The organism is Mesorhizobium sp. B2-5-3 (assembly GCF_006441005.1).
GTDB lineage: Bacteria > Pseudomonadota > Alphaproteobacteria > Rhizobiales > Rhizobiaceae > Mesorhizobium.
Map to the genome: position 1 here is coordinate 367,172 of NZ_VFUS01000004.1, position 18,278 is coordinate 385,449.

An 18,278-nucleotide genomic window follows, 5' to 3' on the forward strand; every position below is an offset into this window, starting at 1 on the left:
CCAACAGGTTTGGCGGGATGCGATCGGTGCGGCAAAACGTTATCCCCTGAAGAGGAACCGGCTTGGCTTCGATATGGCGTTATCTTTTGGCGGGTCTTGGTCTGGCAGCCTTGCTGGCTGGCATCCTGGCAGTGGTCTATCTGACCGCACCGCGAACCGCGCAGGTTGCCGGCCCGGATATCTCCCGAACCAAAAAGACCGAGAACGGATTGTTCATGGCGAGCTTCGCGCCGGAACGCGGCGTCGTCCGTCAAGGCGAACTGGAAGCCTGGCTGTTGACGTTGAAGACAATAGCCGGGGCGCCGGTGGAAGGGGCCGCGATCGCGGTATCGGGAGGCATGCCGCATCACCGCCACGGCCTGCCGACCAGCCCGCAAGCGACGGACTATCTCGGCGACGGGCGCTATCGCATCGAAGGCGTGAAATTCACCATGAGCGGCTGGTGGCAGTTGCATTTTGCCATCTCCGCGACGGCTGGGTCGGATACGGTCGTCTTCAACGTCGTGCTGTGAGCCGCAGATGAGGCGTCTTGCGCGCTTTTTCGTCTTGATGGCGATGGCCGTTCTTGCCGGCTGCGGCAAGCCGGACTTTTCCGATGCCGAGAAGAAGACCATCGCCTCGCTGGCGCTGTCGAGGCTGCCGGCGCTGAAACCCGACACCACCAACCGGTTCGCCGATGTCCCGGCCGCCGCTGCCCTTGGCTCGACGCTGTTCTTTGACGCCAGCATGAGCCGCGACGGCACGGTGTCCTGCTCGACCTGCCACAAGATCGACCGGCAGTTTCAGGACGGCCTGCCGCAGGCGGTTGGCGTCGGCCGCACGAACCGGCGTACCATGCCGCTCGCCGGCATCGCACGCGATCCCTGGTTTTTCTGGGACGGACGGCGCGACAGCCTGTGGGCGCAGGCGCTGACGCCGCTGGAGAACCCGCTGGAGCAGGCGGGAAACCGTGCCGCCTATGCGCACTACATCAAGGCCCGCTTCGGCGACCGCTATGAGCGCATCTTCGGCCCGCTGCCCGATCTGTCCGACATACCAGCCAATGCCAGTCCGCTCGGCAGCGATGCCGAGAAGGCTGCATGGCGCGCCATGAGCGACCAGCAGCGTGACGCGATAAACCGGGTGTTCGCCAACATCGGCAAGGCAATCGCTGCCTTCGAACGCTCGATCGAGCCGCCGCAGGCCCGCTTCGACCGGTTCGCACTGGACCTGGCGATCGGCGCCGAGCCGAAAGGCGACGCCGCCTTCTCCCGGGAGGAAATCCTCGGCCTGAAACTGTTCATCGGCAAGGCCAATTGCGTGACCTGCCACAACGGGCCGCGCTTCACCGACAATGGGTTCCACAACACCGGCGTGCCGCGGGTCAACGGCCTGCCGCCGGATCGCGGCCGCGTCGACGCGGTACGCCAAGTTCAAGCCGACCCGTTCAACTGCTTCGGCGCCTACCGCGATGGCGATGTCGGCGCCTGCGGCGAATTGCGGTTCATGGTCAAGGATGCGCCGGAATTGGTGCGCGCCTACAAGACGCCTTCGCTTCGCGGCGCGGCGACGCGGCCGCCCTACATGCACGCCGGTCAGTTTGCGTCGCTCGACGAGGTGGTGGCGCATTATGCCAAGGCTGCCCCCAGTGTGGAGGGGACATCCGAAATTCATCCGCTGGCGCTGTCGGACCGCGAGCGCGCGGCGCTGGTGGCGTTTTTGAAGACCTTGGCGGAATGAACTATCGATCCTTCACAGTCTCCATCGCCACGAAGGTCGAGGTCTGGGCGACATGGGGCAGGGCGGAGATGCGCTCGCCCAGCACGCGGCGATAGGCGGCGATGTCGCGGGTGCGGACCTTCAGCAGATAATCGAAGCTCGACGCCATCATGTGGCACTGTTCGATCTCCGGAACGGCTTGGACAGAGCGGTTGAAAGCGTCCAGCGCGGCGGACCGGGTGTCGGACAGTTTCACCTGGACGAAGGCGACATGGCCTTCGCCCATGCGCTCGCGATCGATAATCGCCTGGTAGCCCCTGATATAGCCGTCCTTCTCCAGCCGCTTCACCCGCGCCTGAACCGGCGTCTTGGACAGGCCGACCTTGGCGGCGAGCTCCGACATGGAAAGCCTGCCGTCGCTTGCCAGCGCCGACAGGATGTTCCTGTCGATGCGGTCCAATTGGTCTTCCCTCATCGAAAATGCAGCCCTCTTTGGGTAGTTTGCGGTGATATGATAGATCGATCGAACTGCAATGTCGATTTCTTCAGACCGCCTGAAAATCGGGACTTGTGCTAGCTTGCGCCATTCGGTCCGGTGACCGCCGGCCCGCTCCCTTGTGCTTGCCAGTAGGACCCGCCATGCCAGCGCTCGACGCCATCCGCCAGCAAATCCGCGCTAACTATCTGCCCGACGAGGATCAGGCCGTGAAGCGGCTGGCCGAGGCGAGCGGCCTCTCGGCGGAGGATCGCCGGGCGATTTCGGCTCGTGCCGCCGATCTGGTGCGGGCGGTGCGCGGCTCGTCCGATCCACGGCTGATGGAGGTTTTCCTCTCCGCCTATGGCCTTTCCACCAAGGAGGGCGTGGCGCTGATGTGCCTGGCCGAAGCACTGCTGCGCGTGCCCGATACCGAGACGATGGACGACCTGATCGCCGACAAGATCGCGCCGCACGACTGGTCGGCGCATTCGGGCGGCTCGAGCTCCATCTTCGTCAATGCATCGACCTGGGCGCTGATGCTGACCGGCCGCGTGCTCGATGAAGGCGAGGGCGGCATCGAAGGCACGCTGCGCGCCATGGTGCGCCGGCTCGGCGAGCCCGTCATCCGCAAGGCGGTGGCGGCGGCTATGCGCGAGATGGGCGAGCAGTTCGTGCTCGGCCGCACCATCGCCGAAGCGGTGAAGCGCGGCCGGCCGATGACGCAGAAGGGTTATCTCTATTCCTTCGACATGCTGGGCGAGGCGGCCCGCACCGAGGCCGATGCGCTGCGCTACCACAAGGCGTATGCCGATGCCATCTCGTCACTCGATGCCGGTTCAAACGGGCCTGATATCCGCCACAACCACGGCATCTCGGTGAAGCTCTCGGCGCTGCATCCGCGCTACGAGGAAGCGCAGAAGGAAGAGATGCTGCCTGTCATGGCCGAGCGGCTCCTTTCGCTGGCGCTCGCGGCGCGCCATTCGCGCATGGGCCTCAACATCGATGCCGAGGAGGCCGACCGCCTCGACCTCTCGCTCGACGTCATCGAGCGCGTGCTGGCCGAGCCGGAGCTCGCAGGCTGGAACGGCTTCGGCGTCGTCGTGCAGGCCTATGGTCCGCGCGCTGCCTTCGTCATCGACTGGCTCTATGCGCTTGCCACGAAATACGATCGCACCATCATGGTGCGGCTGGTCAAGGGTGCCTATTGGGATACCGAGATCAAGCGGGCGCAGACGCTGGGGCTCGCCGGCTACCCCGTCTTCACCCGCAAGGCCAATACCGACGTTTCTTATCTCGCTTGCGCGAGAAAGCTTTTGTCGATGACCGATCGCATCTATCCGCAATTCGCCACCCACAATGCCCATACTGTCGCCGCCATCCTGTCGATGACGAAGAACCGTGATAGCTTCGAGTTCCAGCGCCTGCACGGGATGGGCGAGGCGTTGCACGAGACGGTGCGCAAGGCCGAAGACACGCGCTGCCGCATCTACGCGCCTGTCGGCGCGCATTCCGACCTGCTCGCCTATCTGGTGCGCCGGCTGCTGGAGAACGGCGCCAATTCATCTTTCGTCCACCAGCTTACCGACGAGGATGTCGAGCCCGAAGACATCGCGCGCGACCCGCTAGAAGCGGTCGAGAGCCAAGGCCCCGCCGCCAATCCCGCGATCCCTCGGCCTGCCGTCATCTTCGGTGCAAGCCGCCGCAACTCGAAAGGGTTCGACATCACCGATCCGGTGACGTTGGCAGCGATCGACAAGGAGAGGACAGCTTTCGCGGGTCCTAACCGCTGGCACGCCAAGCCGATCACGCGCGCCGCCGGCTATGGCGAGCAACGCCCGGTCGTCAATCCCGCCAGGCCTTCGGAAGTGGTGGGCACGGTCAGCGAAGCCACCGCCAAGCAGGCGGCAATCGCGGTGCGCATCGCCGTCGAAGCGCAGCCAGCCTGGGCAAAGCGTCCGGTTGCCGAGCGCGCGGCCATCCTCAATCGCGCCGCCGATCTCTACGAGGCCAATGCCGTCGAATTCTTCGCGCTGGCCACGCGCGAGGCCGGCAAATCGCTGGCGGACGGTGTCGCCGAAGTGCGCGAAGCCGTGGATTTCCTGCGCTACTACGCCACCGAGGCGAGCAATGCCGAGGCGGGCACCGAGGCGCGCGGCGTCATTGTCTGCATCTCGCCGTGGAATTTCCCCCTCGCCATCTTCACGGGCCAGATCGCCGCAGCGCTCGTCACCGGCAATTCGGTAATTGCAAAGCCCGCCGAACAGACGCCGCTGATCGCTTTCCGAGCCGTCGAAATGCTGCGCGAGGCCGGCGTGCCGGAAGACGTCATCCAGCTTCTGCCGGGCGATGGCCCCTCGGTCGGCGGGCCACTGACATCAGATCCGCGCATTGCCGGCGTCTGCTTCACCGGCTCGACCGAGGTCGCCAAGCTGATCGAGAAGCAACTGGCCGAGACGGCCGCGCCCGATGCCATGCTGATCGCCGAGACGGGCGGGCTGAATGCCATGATCGTCGATTCCACCGCGCTGCCCGAGCAGGCGGTGCGCGATATCCTCGCCTCCGCGTTCCAGAGTGCGGGCCAGCGCTGTTCGGCGCTGCGCATCCTCTATGTGCAGAAGGATGTCGAGAAGAAGATGCTGGAGATGCTGAAGGGCGCCATGGAGGCGCTCAAGGTCGGCGATCCCTGGGCCATCTCGACGGATGTCGGTCCCGTCATCGACGACGAGGCGCAGGGTTCGATCCGCGATTACTGCACGACGATGGGTTTGCAGGGACGGCTGATCGCCAAGCTCGAAGCGCCCAAGGACGGCCGCTTCGTCGCGCCGCATGTGTTCCGGGTCAAGGGTATCGAGGAGATGGAGCGCGAAGTGTTCGGGCCGGTGCTCCATGTCGCAAGTTTCGACGCCGACGAGATCGACGCGGTGATCGCCGCCATCAACCGCAAGGGCTACGGCCTGACCTTCGGTCTGCACACCCGCATCGAGGGTCGCGTGCAGCATTTCGTCGATGGGATCCATGCCGGCAACATCTATGTCAACCGCAACCAGATCGGCGCGGTCGTCGGCTCGCAGCCATTCGGCGGCGAGGGGCTGTCCGGGACCGGGCCCAAAGCCGGCGGACCGCATTATCTCCGGCGCTTTCGCAAGGGACCGGAGGCAGGCACGCCTGTTGGCGACGGCCACAAGGTGACGGCGACCGAACTCGCCGACAATCTGCCCGATCCCGCGCTTGGCGGCTGGTCGACGCGGCCGGACCGCATCGCCATCCTGCGCAAGCACCTGCGAGGCAAAGGTGCCGCGGCGATCGGTGCCGCCGCCGCAATCGATTTCGGCCAGGTCGACCTGCCCGGGCCGACCGGCGAGGCCAATACACTGTCATTGGCGCCGCGCGGCCGGGTGCTGTGCTTGGGACCGGACGGCGACACGCTGCTTGCGCAGACGATCCAGGCGCTCGCCGCCGGCAACGCGGTGCTGGCGGTGGCGCCAGGCGCGCCGGCGGCGCTTTCGGCGCTGACCGGCAAGGGCCTGCCGCTGGCGGCGATCGACGGCCGCCCCGATCCGGTTGAGGCGCGTTCGTTACGCGTCGACGTCGTCGCCTTCTCGGGGACGCCGGAGGCGGCGCGCATCGTGCGCAAGGTGATCGCCGAACGCTCAGGGCCGATCGTGCCGCTGGTCAGCGAAGTGCTCAACCCCGCGGCCTATGCGCATGAGCGGGCCGTCTGCGTCGACACGACCGCGGCTGGCGGCAATGCCAGCCTGCTTGCTGCCGCTTAAGGACGCCTTTCCGGCGGGCGAGGTCGTTTCAGGCGCCCTCGACGACCGAAAAACCCTCGAACTGGGGATGGCCGAGATAGTGGACCTTCGTCGTGCCGACATTCCTGTGGGCCGCGCGAAAATTCTCCGACTTGGTCCAGGCGACGAAATCGTCGTGGCTTGCCCAGACCGTGTGTGAGGCAAACAGCGTATAGCCTTCGGTCTCGTTGACTGGGCCGCGCAGCAGATGGAACTCCCGGAAGCCCTTCATTTCCGCAAGGCTGGAATCACGGTTTTTCCACACGGCCTCGAAATCGGCTTCCGAGCCGTTCTGCACCTTGAAGCGGTTCATGGCGATGTACATGGAGTTCCTTTCGATTTCCTGGACTTAGATGGGTGGTGCCGCAGGATGCCGCGTGCGGCCCCACGCCGTGCTCAGACGCCGAAGGCGATGCCGGTCTTGGCATCTGTCTTGAGTTTTCGCATGCAGGTGTTCGGCTCGACGCCGGTGCCGACGCATTCGGTCGCGCTGTTGATCAGCACGCGGCTGACCTTGGCGCAGTTGGTGCCAGCGAGATCGAAGCGCGTCACCTTGGTCTTGCCGGCCGGCAGGTCCTTGAAGTCGAGCACGGTCAGGCGGTCGACGACGCCGGCGTCGTTGAACAGCGCGATCTCGAACGCCGCCCTGGAAAGGTCGGCGCCGAGATTGTTGGTGACCACGAAGGTCAGGCGGCAGCCCTTTTCAGACGGTTGCGCGCCATTGAGTTCGAGGGAGAGAGCAGGCGCCGGCGCGGACTCTTGTGCCCACGCCGGAACCGCTGCAAGCGACATCGCCAGCGCCGAGGTCAGCAGACGAAGGGATGCCGTCAAGTTCGTCATCATCATCCTCCAAATCGCATCGTTGCCGCCAGCTTCAGCGTTATGCCCGGTTCATAGACCGCGACCGTGGTGCTGCCGTTCAACGGATTGGCGTATTTGACATCGAACAGATTGTCGGCGCGGAAATCAACCTTCAGATTGTCGGTCGCCTGGTAGCTGGCGAAAGCGTTGACCAGCGTATAGTCCTCGGCGATCAGGTTACCCTTGGGCTTGCCATTGTACTGCACCTCGCCGCCGACAGTGAGTTTGTCCTCGAGGAAGCGCAGGCCGAGCTGCACGGTGACCTGCGCGGACGGTATCGTGGCAAGGTCCGCCCGATCGCCTTCGTAGGATATGGTGTGACCATTGATGATGGAGGCGGAAAGTCCGGCGTAGCCCCGTGCTGCATCATAAACGCCTTCCATCTCGAAGCCGTTGATCTTTGCCTTGGCGAAGTTCTGGTACTGGAAGCAGATCGGAATGCCCGGCCCGAAGGGGCAGCCGCTGGTCGGATCGAAGGCCGACAGCGTAACGCCGTCAATATAATCGTCGACGTCGTTGTTGAAATAGGCTGCCTTCAGCCGAAACGCGTCGCCGGATTCCAGAATGTCGTTCTGCTTGTAATTGACACCGAATTCGACGGTCTTGCCGGTTTCGGGCTTCAAATTGGGATTGGGCAGGAACGGGAAGCTAACGCCCGCCGGATGGTTGCCGCTGATCATGGTTTCGGTCAGCGAAGGCGACCGGTAGCCCTCCGCGTAGGTGCCGTAGAATTGCAGGCCGGCAAGGCCGGCGCTTTCGAAAGGCGAGACGCCGACGGTGATGCGCGGCGACAGGCGGTCGCCCGACGTTTCGTGCGTGTCGTTCTCGAGGCTGTAATTGTCATAGCGCAGCCCGGCAATGACTTCGAGCCAATCCCAGCTGAGCTTGTCCTGGACGTAGGCGCCAGAAACGTTGCGCTTGCCGGAAGGCGTGTAGAAGCTGTCACCGCCTGCCGTGCCGCCAGTCTCGACGTCGTCATTCACCCAGTCGCCGCCATAGGTCAGTTCATGCGCGAGGCCGCCTGTCTCGAATCGCGACGTGTTCCAAATGTCGATGGCGGCGGTGCCGACATCGAAGGTCGACGTCGAACCTGCCGGCAACATCACGGGAAGGCCGGTGACGGGATCGAAGCGGTTTTGCGGAACAAGGCCGGTCAGGTCGAGATTGGTCTTGTTGTAGGAGGTGTTGACGTGGAGGTCGAGCCAGCTCCTGTCTTCGTCCGTGACATTGTAGCGAGCCGTGAAGGTGTTCGATTTCAGGTCGACGTCATTGACCGGCATGCCGCCGCTGATCTCGTTCCAGCCGTCGCTCGAACCGACCCAGCCGAGCTTCAGTTCGCTATTGTCGCTCGGGCGGATCGTGGTCTTTAGCAATCCGCTCAGCACGTCGAAGCCGGTGCCCTTGACGGTGTCGCCGTCGCCATCCTTGTAGTCGTCATAATTGCGGTAGACGATATTGCCCAGCGCATCCAAATTGTCGTTAAAGCGATAGGCGCCGGATGCGCTGGTGGTCCAGCCCTTGCTGTTGCTCTCGTAGCGTCCGGTGACGGAACCAGCCCATGTCTCGTCCGGCTTGAGGATGTCCTGGGCGTCCTTGGTGTCGAAGAAGACCACGCCGCCTATCGCGCCCGAACCATAGGTGTTGGCGACCGGACCACGGATGACGTCGACGGATTTGATAAGCTCGGGGTCGACGTAGAAGGTCGATTGGGTGCCATGGTCGGAACGCTGGAAGTTCTGCCGCGCGCCGTCGACGATGATCGCGACGCGGCCGAAATCCTGCAGGCCGCGGATATTGACGCTGGTGCTGACGCGCCTGGCATCGGCCTGCGCCGCGACGCCGGGCACGCCGAACAGCATTTCGTTCGGCGTCGTCGCCATGCGGCGATCGAGCTGTTCCTGGTCGATATGGCTGGCCGAGGCCAGCGATCGGATGGCCGTTTCTCCGGTGCGGCTGATGACCAGAACCTTGTCGAGCAGCGTTGCGCCCGCTGGCGCCGGCTTTTCCCCCTCAGCCTGCTTCGATTGATCGGCCTGCTCTCCCGCCGCCTGTGCGGATTGCTGAGCGTTGGCAGGTGGCACGAACAAGGCAATCGCCGCCACGCCCGCCAGCAAAGCCACTGCACCGTTCGGCCCCGACCAGCCGCGCCGTTCCCAAATCGCTAACCCCATGTGCCCCAACTCCAAAGTTTCCAGGTTCGATGCGGGCTGGCCTGGGGCTGGCTGGCATTTGTGATCGCATTCCCGTCTTAAATCTTGACTCATTTAATCCGGTATTGCACTGACTAGTAAACATGATTATTCAAGTCAAGAATGAATCGGATGACGCAAACGCCTAGCCAGACGCCCGGCACAGGAAAGGGACCGATCCACATGAACACGCACAATCCCAACGACTTCCGCTATCGCGTCCGCCGTTCCGACGATGCCTCCGCCCGCTTCGACCGCGTTCCGCTGGCGGTGCGGACGCTGTCGAGCAACACGCTGTTCCAAGGTGAGCACGAGATCGGCATCGAGCATCACGGCGCGCTCTACCGGCTCAAGATCACCCGTCAGGGCAAGCTCATCCTCAACAAGTAAGCGTAAGGCAGCAGGACAATGGACCAGCGCGTAAAACCCGCCCCGCACGAAATCCGGCGGGCGCGGACGGACAATCCGAAAACGCGCGAGCGCGATCTGGCCGCACAGCTTGGCATTTCGGAGGCCGAGTTGGTCGCCGCGCATTGCGGCGACGGTGTCGTTCGCGTCGAGCCACGCGTCAACGATCTTCTGACCGGCCTCGAAGCCGTCGGCGAGGTGATGGCGCTCACCCGCAACGAAAGCGCCGTGCATGAAAAGATCGGCGCCTACGACAAGGTCGTCACCGGCAATCAGAATGCCATGGTGCTGGGCGAGAACATCGACCTGCGCATTTTCCCGAAAATATGGGCGCACGGCTTTGCCGTGGAAAAACGCGACGGCGACGACATCCGCCGCAGCCTGCAATTCTTCGACGCGGCGGGCGAGGCGGTGCACAAGGTGCATCTGCGGCCGGGGTCAAACCTCTATGCCTATCAGAAACTGGTCGCTTCGCTGGAATCGCCGAACCAGGAGCCACTGGTCGCCATTTCGGGGCCAGCCGCCGAGAACGAAGGCGAGGCGGTGACAACGACCGCGAATCTCGACGATCTGCGCGATCGCTGGAGCCGGCTGACCGACGTGCATCAGTTCTTCGGCATGCTGAAGACGTTGAAGCTCAGCCGCCGCCAGGCGGTGCGCATGGTGGGCCAGGACTATGCATGGCTGCTCGACAATGATGCGGTGAGAGCCATGTTCAATCGTGCCGCCGAGGGCGAGATGCCGATCATGTGCTTTGTGGGAAACCGTGGCTGTATCCAAATCCATTCCGGTCCGGTCAAGTCGATCAAGCCAATGGGGCCATGGATCAATGTGCTGGACGAGACCTTCCATCTGCACCTGCGCACCGACCACATTCATGAGGTCTGGGCCGTGCGCAAGCCGACCAAGGACGGCCATGTTACGTCGCTGGAGGTCTACGACGCCGGCGGCAACATGATCATCCAGTTCTTCGGCAAGCGCCATGAAGGAGAGGGTGAGCGCGACGACTGGCGCTTCCTGGCCGAGAACCTGCCGCGCATTCCAAGCCCGACCGCAGCCTGAGGAAACGATGATGGGTCTTCTCACCGGATTGACGGTTGTGCGCGGATCGATGCTTGGCCCGATGCTCGGTCTTTCCCTTGCCTTCGGCGCACCGCAGCCGGCCAACGCCGGCGACGGTGTCTCCGTCTTCGCCGATCCCACCAGGATCGCGTCCATCGGCGGCTCGATCACCGAGATCGTCTATGCGCTCGGCGAGGAAAAGCATCTTGTGGCGCGCGATTCCACCAGCCGCTATCCGAAAGCAGCTCTCGACCTGCCAGATGTCGGCTACATGCGCCAGCTGTCGCCGGAGGGTGTGCTGTCGGTCAACCCTTCGGGCATGCTGGCGCTGCACGGCAGCGGCCCCAAGGAGGCGCTCGACGTGCTGAAGAAGACGAGCATCCCCTTCATCGAAGTGCCTGACCGGTACGACCGTGAAGGCATCCTCGAAAAGGTCCGCGTGGTCGGCAAGGCGCTCGGCGCCGACGCCAAGGCCGAAGCGCTGGCCAGGGAGATCGATGCCAAGCTGCAGACGGCGGAAAAGCAGACGGCCTCGATCAAGAAGCGCAAGCGCGTGCTGTTCGTGCTGTCGATGCAGGGCGGCAAGATCATGGCGGCCGGCAGCGACACCGCGGCCAACGGCATCATCAAGCTGGCCGGCGGCGTCAACGCGATCGAAGGCTTCTCCGGCTACAAGCAACTGTCAGACGAGGCTGTTGTCACCGCCAGGCCGGACGCGATCCTGATGATGAGCAATGCCGGGCCGCCGGTATCGGACGATGAACTGTTCGGCAACGCGTCGATCGCCTCGACGCCGGCCGGAACCGCGCGCAAGCTGATCCGCATCGACGGCGGCTATCTGCTCGGCTTCGGACCACGCACGGCCGACGCCGTCCACGACCTCGCCGCCGCGCTCTATGGCACGCAGATTACGGACTGAGCGGCATGGTCGACCAGTCGATCGCCGGGCCGGCGGAGAGGAAGATGGCCAGCGACGGTGACCGTTCCGGGCGCGCCCGTCTGGTCATCGCGCTCGCCTGCGTCGTGCTTGCGGCAGCGGTATTGCTGTCGCTGACCTCCGGCGCCTCGGATGCCTCCGCCGTCAAGGTCGTCGGCGACTGGCTGTTCGGCGCAGCGCCTGGCGACGTGGCGATGAGCGCGCGAGATCGCCTCATCGTCTATGACATAAGGCTGCCGCGCGTCGTGCTCGGCGTGCTGATCGGGGCCGCGCTCGCGGTCTCCGGCGCGGTCATGCAGGGGCTGTTCCGCAATCCGCTTGCCGACCCCGGCCTTATCGGTGTTTCGGCGGGCTCCAGCCTCGGCGCGGTGGCCGTCATCGTGCTCGGCACGACCGTGCTGTCGCCGGTGACCGCCTCGTTCGGCGCGCTGACCCTTCCTCTGGCGGCCTTCGGCGGCGGGTTGTCGGTGACGTTGCTGCTCTACAGGGTCGCGACGCGACAGGGCCGCACATCCGTCGCCACCATGCTGCTTGCCGGCCTGGCGCTGGCCGCACTTGCCATGGCGCTGACCGGTATCCTGATCTTCATGGCCGACGACCGGCAACTGCGCGACCTGACCTTCTGGCAACTCGGCTCGCTGGCCGGTGCGACATGGCAGAAGATCGGCTCTGTCGGCCCGGTCATCGTGCTTTCGCTGGCGGCGATGCCGTTCCTGGCTCGCGGCCTTAATGCGCTGGCGCTGGGCGAGGCGACCGCCGGCCATCTCGGCATTCCGGTGCAGCGGCTTAAGTACACGGCCATCGTCGGCGTCTCGGCGGCGGTCGGCGCCTCCGTCGCCGTCAGCGGCGGCATCGGTTTCATCGGCATCGTGGTGCCGCATCTGCTGCGCCTGCTGATCGGCCCCGACAATCGCTATCTGCTGCCGGCCTCGGCGCTGCTCGGCGCCTCGCTGCTGCTTTTGGCGGACGCGGTCGCGCGCACCATCGTGGCGCCCGCCGAACTGCCGATCGGCATCGTCACGGCGATCGCCGGAGCGCCGTTCTTCCTCTGGATCCTGCTGCGCAAGCGCGGCGTCATCGACCTGTAGGGGTGTTTCATGATCGAAGCGCGCGATGTTTCGGTGGCGATCGGCAGGAAAGGCATTGTCGCCGGCGTCGATTTCGAGGTCAGGCCGGGTGAGATTTCGGCCATTGTCGGCCCCAATGGGTCGGGCAAGACGACCTTCCTCAAGGCGCTGTCGGGGGAACTCGCGCATACCGGCCGGATTGCCATCAACGGCCGCGAGCTCTCGACGATAACGCCAGTCGAGGCGGCGACGCTGCGCGCGGTGCTGCCGCAGGCGACGACCTTGTCGTTTCCCTTTACTGTGCGCGAGATTGTCAGGCTCGGCCTTGTCGGAGGCCGCTCAGGTGTGCTGCCGGGCGAGGACGAACGCCTGCCGGAACGGGCGCTGGCGCGTGTCGACCTCGACGGTTTCGCCGGCCGCTTCTATCAGGAGCTTTCCGGCGGCGAGCAGCAGCGCGTTCAACTCGCCCGCGTGCTGTGCCAAATCTGGGCGCCGGTGCTCGACGGCAAGCCGCGCTATCTGTTCCTGGACGAGCCGGTGTCCAGCCTCGACATCAAGCACCAGCTGATCATCATGAACATTGCCCGCGACTTCGCCAGAAGGGGCGGCGGCGTGGTTGCCATCCTGCACGACCTCAACCTGACGGCGATGTATGCCGACCGGATTTTCGTCATGCACCGCGGCCGGCTTGCCGCCACCGGTTCGCCGCAGGATGTGCTGAGCGACGATCTGATCGAAAGGGTATTCGGTTGCCGCTTAAGGGTTGGAGTCCTGCCAGCCGGCAATATGCCGTTCGTGCTGCCTCAATCAGCGGCCTAGATTCTGGCAGCGGCCTAGATTCTGGCAGCGGCCTAGATTCTGGACGTTCGCCGCAGGTCCAGCCTGCGGCAAACCGGATCAGGCCGCCGGTGCGCGGCGCTCCAGCAGGTCAATGCCGAGCAGGTTGCGCACGTTCGGACGCGCCGCCACGAGATCGGCGATCGTATAGCGGGCAAGGACCGCGAAGAAGGCGTTGAGCGCCTCGCGCAACGCGGAATTCAGCGCGCAACTGTCGACCAGAGGGCATTCCGCGGCGTCGTTCTCGAAGCACTCGGCCATGGCGAAGCTTTCCTCCGTCACGCGCACGACGTCGAACAGGTTGATCGATTCCGCGGCACGGCCAAGCCTGACGCCGCCATTGCGGCCACGCACCGTCTCGACAAGGCCATTCTCGACCAGTGGCTGGAGGATCTTGAACAGGAAAAGCTCCGACACCGAATAGGCGGCGGCGATCTCGGGGATGCGGCTCAGCCGATCGGTATTGGCCGCGCAATACATCAGGATGCGCATGGCGTAATTGGTCTGGCGGGTAAGTCGCATCTTGTCCTCACAAAGCGCCGGCGAGCTGCGATCACGCCAGATTTTGAACTTTGCTGGTGCGGCTTTGCTCCGAGCTTTCGGATTCGCCACACTGGCCTCGGCGGAATATGGCCTATACCTTGGAATAATTCCAGACTAGCTTCGCCTAATAGCTGAATATTCCCGTCAACTTTGTGTGCGCAAGGCGGCAAGACGCGGGCCGAATCGGCTGTCACGCGCATTTCCTCGGGCGAAACACCAGAGCGGTCCAGTGATCGGCAGAATGGCCGACCGCCCTAACTCTTTGTTTTCACGCAATTCCCTGGGGAAAGCGCCAGGCGCTTTTCCAGAGAACAGCGTTACACACCTTTCCTGGAATGCTCTAAATAGATCAGAGATCGACGAGGAGCGGCTCTGACATGTCACAATCAGCCACGGCCCTGGCTTCCGGCGGATATGATGCCGACGCGCATGCCAAGATTGTAATGCTGCGGCGGACCAAATTCGTCGCCACGGCGGCACTTGCGCTTTGCGTCGCCGTGTTCGCCCTGGCCAAGTCCTTCGAGAGCACCTATCCCTGGCTCGGCTTCGTCGCCGCTTTTGCCGAGGCGGCGACCATTGGCGGCCTGGCCGACTGGTATGCGGTGGTCGCGCTGTTCAAGCGGCCTCTCGGTCTGCCGATCCCGCACACCGCGATCATTCCCGAGAACCAGAACCGTATCGCCGATAATCTCGGCCGTTTCATCGAAGCCAATTTCCTTGCCCCCGAGCCGGTGCGCGAAAAGTTGGCCGAGGTCGATTTCTCGGCGCTCGTCGCCGACTGGCTGGCCGATTCCGAACGTGCCGCGGGCCTGTCGCGTTTCGTCGTGCGCCTGGTTCCGCAGACGCTTGCCGCCGTCGAGCAATCGGGGCTGCGCGGCTTCGTCACCAGCCGGATGCTGGAGCAGATCGAAAAAGTGCCGCTGGCGCCGTTGGCGGCCGAATTGCTCTCGGCCCTGACCGACGATCGCCGTCACCAGAGGCTGTTCGATGAGTTCATCAAGGTGATCGGCCGGTTCCTCAACGATGAACAGGCGCTGACGACCATGCGCGAAAAGATCCGCGAGGAACTGCCGTCGCTGTTCAAGCTGTTCAGGGCCGACGCCTATCTCCTGAAGAAGATCGTCGCCTCGGCCGGTTCGCTGCTCGACGAGGTGAGAGCCGATCCCGACCACCCGATGCGCACCGAATTCGACCGTTTCGCGCAAGCCTTCGTCGAGCGGTTGAGAACGTCGAAGCAATATGCAAGGCGCGCCGAGAAGCTGAAGCGCGATTTCCTCGCCAGGCCGGAAGTCAAGGCGCTGGCCGGCGACATGTGGGAAAGCCTCAGGCTGTTCATCGAGCAGGATGCCAAGGCGCCGCGATCGATCATCCGCGCGCATCTTGCCAACATGTTCGTCGAGGTCGGCCGGCATCTGGCTGGAGACGCCAAGATCAGGGCCGACATGAACCAGGGATTCGTGGTGGCGCTGTCCTCTTTCGTCGAGAGCCAGAAGAGCGGCGTATCGAAATTCATCGCAGACCAGGTCAAGCGCTGGGATCTGGCGCAACTGACGCGGCTGATCGAGATGAATATCGGCCGGGACCTGCAATATATCCGCTTCAACGGCATGATTATCGGCGGTCTGGCCGGCATCGCGCTTTACACCGCGGAGCGGCTGTTTCTCGTCAATTGACGGGCGCACGCCATGCCCTATTCTCATGGGCGGGGCATCAGCAGTCGCGGCAACAGGGGAGCAGATGAGCATGGCCAAACAACCGGATTCCCATTCCTTCACGGACATGTTCGGCCGGTTCGGCCGCGATCTGAAACTGCCCAATGTCGATGTCGAGGCAATCCTCGCGCACCACCGCAAGAACCTTGAAGCGCTGGAGAAATCGGCGCGGGCAAGTGCCGCCGGCGCGTCGTCGCTGTTCTCCAGGCAACGCGAGATGCTGCAGGACACGCTGCGCGAAATTGCCGACATGACGCAAGGCTACAGAGCGCCCGGCACGCCGCAGGACCTGATGGCCAAGCAGACTGAGTTCGCCAGGAAATCCTTCGAGATCACGTTGAAGAATGCCAGCGAAGTGGCCGAGCTGGTCAGGAAATCCGGCACCGAATCGGTCGACATCCTGCGCATGCGCATCAAGGAGGCGATGGAGGAAATCCGCGCCGGCTACGAGAAGAAGTAGCTTGCGTGACAAAGACCGGTTGCCTGCCAACCCTGCGCCAGGCGTAGTTTTGTTCGGATGCTCTTTCATCGGCCGCCATGCTTTTACACCATGGGTACCCTCAAATGCCAAGGCCGGGTGAACACGGCTTGACGTAGGACCATGCCAGGATTCGCGTCGGTCCCGGCGGAACGGAATCATGCAGGGCGAATTGACAGAGGCCGCCGGTTCGTGGTCCGGAAGCGTTGGAAGCCATCGGGAAAACAGGAATGACCGAAATACGGCCTAAGACGCCGCCGACCTACGAGCAGTTGAGGACGATGTCCGGGCAGGAGCTTGGCGTCTCGGAATGGACGACAGTCGACCAGAACCGTATCAACCAGTTCGCCGAATGCACCGGCGACCATCAATGGATCCATGTCGACCCCGAACGGGCGCGGCGGCAAAGCCCGTTCCGCACGACGATTGCACATGGCTATCTGACGCTGTCGATCATCGGCGCGCTGGCGCTCGGCATGGGAATCGTGCCCGAGAACACGCAGGCCGCCTTCAATTACGGCTTCGACAAGGTGCGTTTCCTGGCGCCGGTCAAGGTGGGCGCACGCATCCGGTTGCGCACCACGCTGCTGTCCATGGAGGACAGGGGGCCGGGTCAATACCTGATGAAGGCCGCCAACACCGTCGAGATCGAGGGCGAGGAAAAGCCGGCATTGACGGCCGAAACGCTGGTCATGCTCTATGAGCGCCGCAAGCGGGCAGGGGCCTGAGCGGTCGTTCGCCCAAGCCTCCTGAATCGATCTTCGTCAGGCGTTCTCCGCCCGCCGGCTCGGCAAGAGGCTGAGCACCAGCGCCGCCACCGCCAGTGCCGTTGCCGTCTGGAAGGTCACCTGCATTCCACCGGCCGCCGCCGCTGACGTCAGCATGCCCTGGCCGATGGCTTCGCGTCCTCCGGCCGATGCGGCGGCGAATATGGCGCCCATGACGGAGGCGCCCGTAATGAGGCCAAGGTTGCGCGACAGATTGAGCAGACCGGAGATGACGCCGCGTTGACCGCCGCCGACGCTGCTCATGACGGCGGCGTTGTTCGCTGTCTGGAACAGGGCATAACCGAAGCAGGTCACGGTGATGGGGACGACATAGCTGACGATGCCGAGTGTCGTTATCGCCAGGGACAGGAGGAACGTGCCCGTGGCAAGGCCGAGCAGGCCCGCGACCATCATCCTTTTGGCTCCGAAGCGATCGGCAAGGCGTCCGGCAAGCAACGCCGACAGCGCCGAAACCAGCGGGCCTGTCGAGAGCACCAGTCCGGCGTTTGCCGCGTCCAGTCCGAGCCCGCGCGAGAGATAGAACGGCGCGACCACCAAGGTCGCCATCATCACCGTGGCGACGATCAGGTTCATGGCAAGGCTGGTGCTCAGTGAGAGATCGCGGAAGGCGGAAAGCTCGACCAATGGGTTTTTCGCCATCCTTTGCGCCGTGGCGAACAGGAAGATGCCGATGCCAGCCGCGACCAGCAGGCCGATGTTGATGGGGCCGAAACTGCCTCTACCCAGTGTCATCGCCAATGCGTAAGCCGCCAATGCCAGGGCCAGCAGGCCCGTGCCCAAACCATCGAAGCCGGCTTGGCCGGTCCGCACCGTCCCGTTGCCGGTAGGCAAAGCACGCCAGGCCATTGCAAAGGTCAGGATGCCGAGCGGCACGTTGACCAGGAAAATCGAACGCCAGCCGAGAGCGGCGATCAGCAGGCCGCCCATGGAGGGGCCGAGCGTGGTGCCGATGGCCGACATGGCGCCGAGCAGGCCCATGGCGCTGCCGGTCCTGGCCTTGCTCACCGTCTCGGCGACAAGGGCCAATGTCAGCGCCATCATCAGCGCCGCGCCAAGCCCTTGCACCGCCCGCGCCGCGATCAGCAGCCACAAAGCCGGCGAGAGGCCGCAGAGCACCGACGCCGATGTGAACAGCGCGATGCCGAAAAGCAGCAGCGGCCGCCGCCCGAGCATGTCGGCGAGGCGCCCGGCACTGACGATCAGGATGGTGATGGCGAGCAGATAGGCAATCACGACCCATTGCACCTGTTGGAACGAGGCATCGAATGCCTGCATCAGCGAGGGAAGGCCGACGCTGGCGATGCTGGTGCCGAGCGACGACAGCAGCGTGGCCAGCGACAGGCTCGCCAGCGCCCATCCAGCCGATGGGATTTTCTGTGCGACCGATGCGTGCTCGTTGCGATGTTGCTCAGTGACTGCCACGGCGATC

General features: G+C 64.1%; 17 protein-coding genes. 11 read left to right on the forward strand and 6 right to left on the reverse strand.

The annotated features are described in order from the left end of the window. Positions 1 to 62 precede the first annotated feature (62 nt). Positions 63 to 512, forward strand: a complete 450-nt coding sequence (locus FJ867_RS12075; RefSeq protein ID WP_140817484.1) for a FixH family protein — start codon at positions 63 to 65, stop codon at positions 510 to 512. Between the two features lie 7 nt (positions 513 to 519). Next, positions 520 to 1,719, forward strand: a complete 1,200-nt coding sequence (locus tag FJ867_RS12080; RefSeq protein ID WP_140817485.1) for a cytochrome c peroxidase — start codon at positions 520 to 522, stop codon at positions 1,717 to 1,719. Between the two features lies 1 nt (position 1,720). Here the strand turns inward: FJ867_RS12080 and FJ867_RS12085 are convergent, their stop codons facing one another. Beyond that, on the reverse strand, positions 1,721 to 2,173 hold the full coding sequence (locus FJ867_RS12085) for an Lrp/AsnC ligand binding domain-containing protein (protein WP_140517216.1): 453 nt from the start codon (positions 2,171 to 2,173) through the stop codon (positions 1,721 to 1,723). A gap of 164 nt (positions 2,174 to 2,337) precedes the next feature. On the opposite strand from FJ867_RS12085, the gene putA reads away from it, so the two are divergent. Then, entirely contained in the window at positions 2,338 to 5,949 is a 3,612-nt protein-coding gene (gene putA / locus FJ867_RS12090) for a bifunctional proline dehydrogenase/L-glutamate gamma-semialdehyde dehydrogenase PutA (protein ID WP_140817487.1), read from the forward strand. A 28-nt stretch (positions 5,950 to 5,977) separates the two neighbouring features. Here putA and FJ867_RS12095 read toward each other — a convergent pair whose 3' ends face one another. The 3 genes from FJ867_RS12095 to FJ867_RS12105 form a co-directional block, all read right to left on the reverse strand. Next, on the reverse strand, positions 5,978 to 6,292 hold the full coding sequence (locus tag FJ867_RS12095; RefSeq protein WP_023763446.1) for an antibiotic biosynthesis monooxygenase: 315 nt from the start codon (positions 6,290 to 6,292) through the stop codon (positions 5,978 to 5,980). A gap of 71 nt (positions 6,293 to 6,363) precedes the next feature. After that, positions 6,364 to 6,807, reverse strand: a complete 444-nt coding sequence (locus FJ867_RS12100) for a hypothetical protein (protein WP_140495707.1) — start codon at positions 6,805 to 6,807, stop codon at positions 6,364 to 6,366. Between the two features lie 2 nt (positions 6,808 to 6,809). Continuing rightward, positions 6,810 to 8,999, reverse strand: a complete 2,190-nt coding sequence (locus FJ867_RS12105; protein WP_140817489.1) for a TonB-dependent hemoglobin/transferrin/lactoferrin family receptor — start codon at positions 8,997 to 8,999, stop codon at positions 6,810 to 6,812. A gap of 201 nt (positions 9,000 to 9,200) precedes the next feature. On the opposite strand from FJ867_RS12105, the gene hemP reads away from it, so the two are divergent. Genes hemP through FJ867_RS12130 form a run of 5 tightly spaced genes read left to right on the forward strand, consistent with a single transcriptional unit; the run spans position 9,201 to position 13,310 of the window. Beyond that, positions 9,201 to 9,407 carry a hemin uptake protein HemP gene (gene hemP / locus FJ867_RS12110; RefSeq protein WP_023757683.1) on the forward strand — a complete coding sequence of 69 codons (207 nt, stop codon included), beginning with the start codon at positions 9,201 to 9,203 and terminating at the stop codon, positions 9,405 to 9,407. Positions 9,408 to 9,425: 18 nt separating this feature from the next. After that, positions 9,426 to 10,487 (forward strand): hemin-degrading factor, encoded by a 1,062-nt coding sequence (locus FJ867_RS12115; protein WP_140685880.1) that lies wholly within the window; start codon positions 9,426 to 9,428, stop codon positions 10,485 to 10,487. Between the two features lie 10 nt (positions 10,488 to 10,497). Then, complete coding sequence (locus FJ867_RS12120) at positions 10,498 to 11,406, forward strand: hemin ABC transporter substrate-binding protein (RefSeq protein WP_140564118.1); 909 nt, start codon at positions 10,498 to 10,500, stop codon at positions 11,404 to 11,406. Positions 11,407 to 11,411: 5 nt separating this feature from the next. After that, positions 11,412 to 12,512 (forward strand): iron ABC transporter permease, encoded by a 1,101-nt coding sequence (locus FJ867_RS12125; protein WP_140685881.1) that lies wholly within the window; start codon positions 11,412 to 11,414, stop codon positions 12,510 to 12,512. Positions 12,513 to 12,521: 9 nt separating this feature from the next. Beyond that, a complete protein-coding gene (locus FJ867_RS12130) occupies positions 12,522 to 13,310 on the forward strand; it encodes a heme ABC transporter ATP-binding protein (RefSeq protein ID WP_140817490.1) in 789 nt (262 codons plus the stop codon). A gap of 78 nt (positions 13,311 to 13,388) precedes the next feature. On the opposite strand, the gene rirA is transcribed toward FJ867_RS12130, so the two are convergent. Beyond that, complete coding sequence (gene rirA, locus FJ867_RS12135) at positions 13,389 to 13,850, reverse strand: iron-responsive transcriptional regulator RirA (RefSeq protein ID WP_140495713.1); 462 nt, start codon at positions 13,848 to 13,850, stop codon at positions 13,389 to 13,391. A 398-nt stretch (positions 13,851 to 14,248) separates the two neighbouring features. On the opposite strand from rirA, the gene FJ867_RS12140 reads away from it, so the two are divergent. The 3 genes from FJ867_RS12140 to FJ867_RS12150 all read left to right on the forward strand — a co-directional run bounded on the left by FJ867_RS12140 (position 14,249) and on the right by FJ867_RS12150 (position 16,789). Next, positions 14,249 to 15,544, forward strand: coding sequence for a DUF445 domain-containing protein (locus FJ867_RS12140; RefSeq protein ID WP_140817492.1), 1,296 nt, complete (start codon positions 14,249 to 14,251; stop codon positions 15,542 to 15,544). A gap of 70 nt (positions 15,545 to 15,614) precedes the next feature. Then, the gene (locus FJ867_RS12145; protein WP_140564115.1) at positions 15,615 to 16,043 is read left to right on the forward strand and encodes a phasin family protein; all 429 of its coding nucleotides are present in this window, start codon (positions 15,615 to 15,617) and stop codon (positions 16,041 to 16,043) included. A gap of 248 nt (positions 16,044 to 16,291) precedes the next feature. Beyond that, entirely contained in the window at positions 16,292 to 16,789 is a 498-nt protein-coding gene (locus FJ867_RS12150; RefSeq protein ID WP_140495716.1) for a MaoC family dehydratase, read from the forward strand. A gap of 36 nt (positions 16,790 to 16,825) precedes the next feature. Here FJ867_RS12150 and FJ867_RS12155 read toward each other — a convergent pair whose 3' ends face one another. Continuing rightward, complete coding sequence (locus FJ867_RS12155) at positions 16,826 to 18,271, reverse strand: MFS transporter (RefSeq protein WP_140817494.1); 1,446 nt, start codon at positions 18,269 to 18,271, stop codon at positions 16,826 to 16,828. Positions 18,272 to 18,278: the final 7 nt, after the last annotated feature.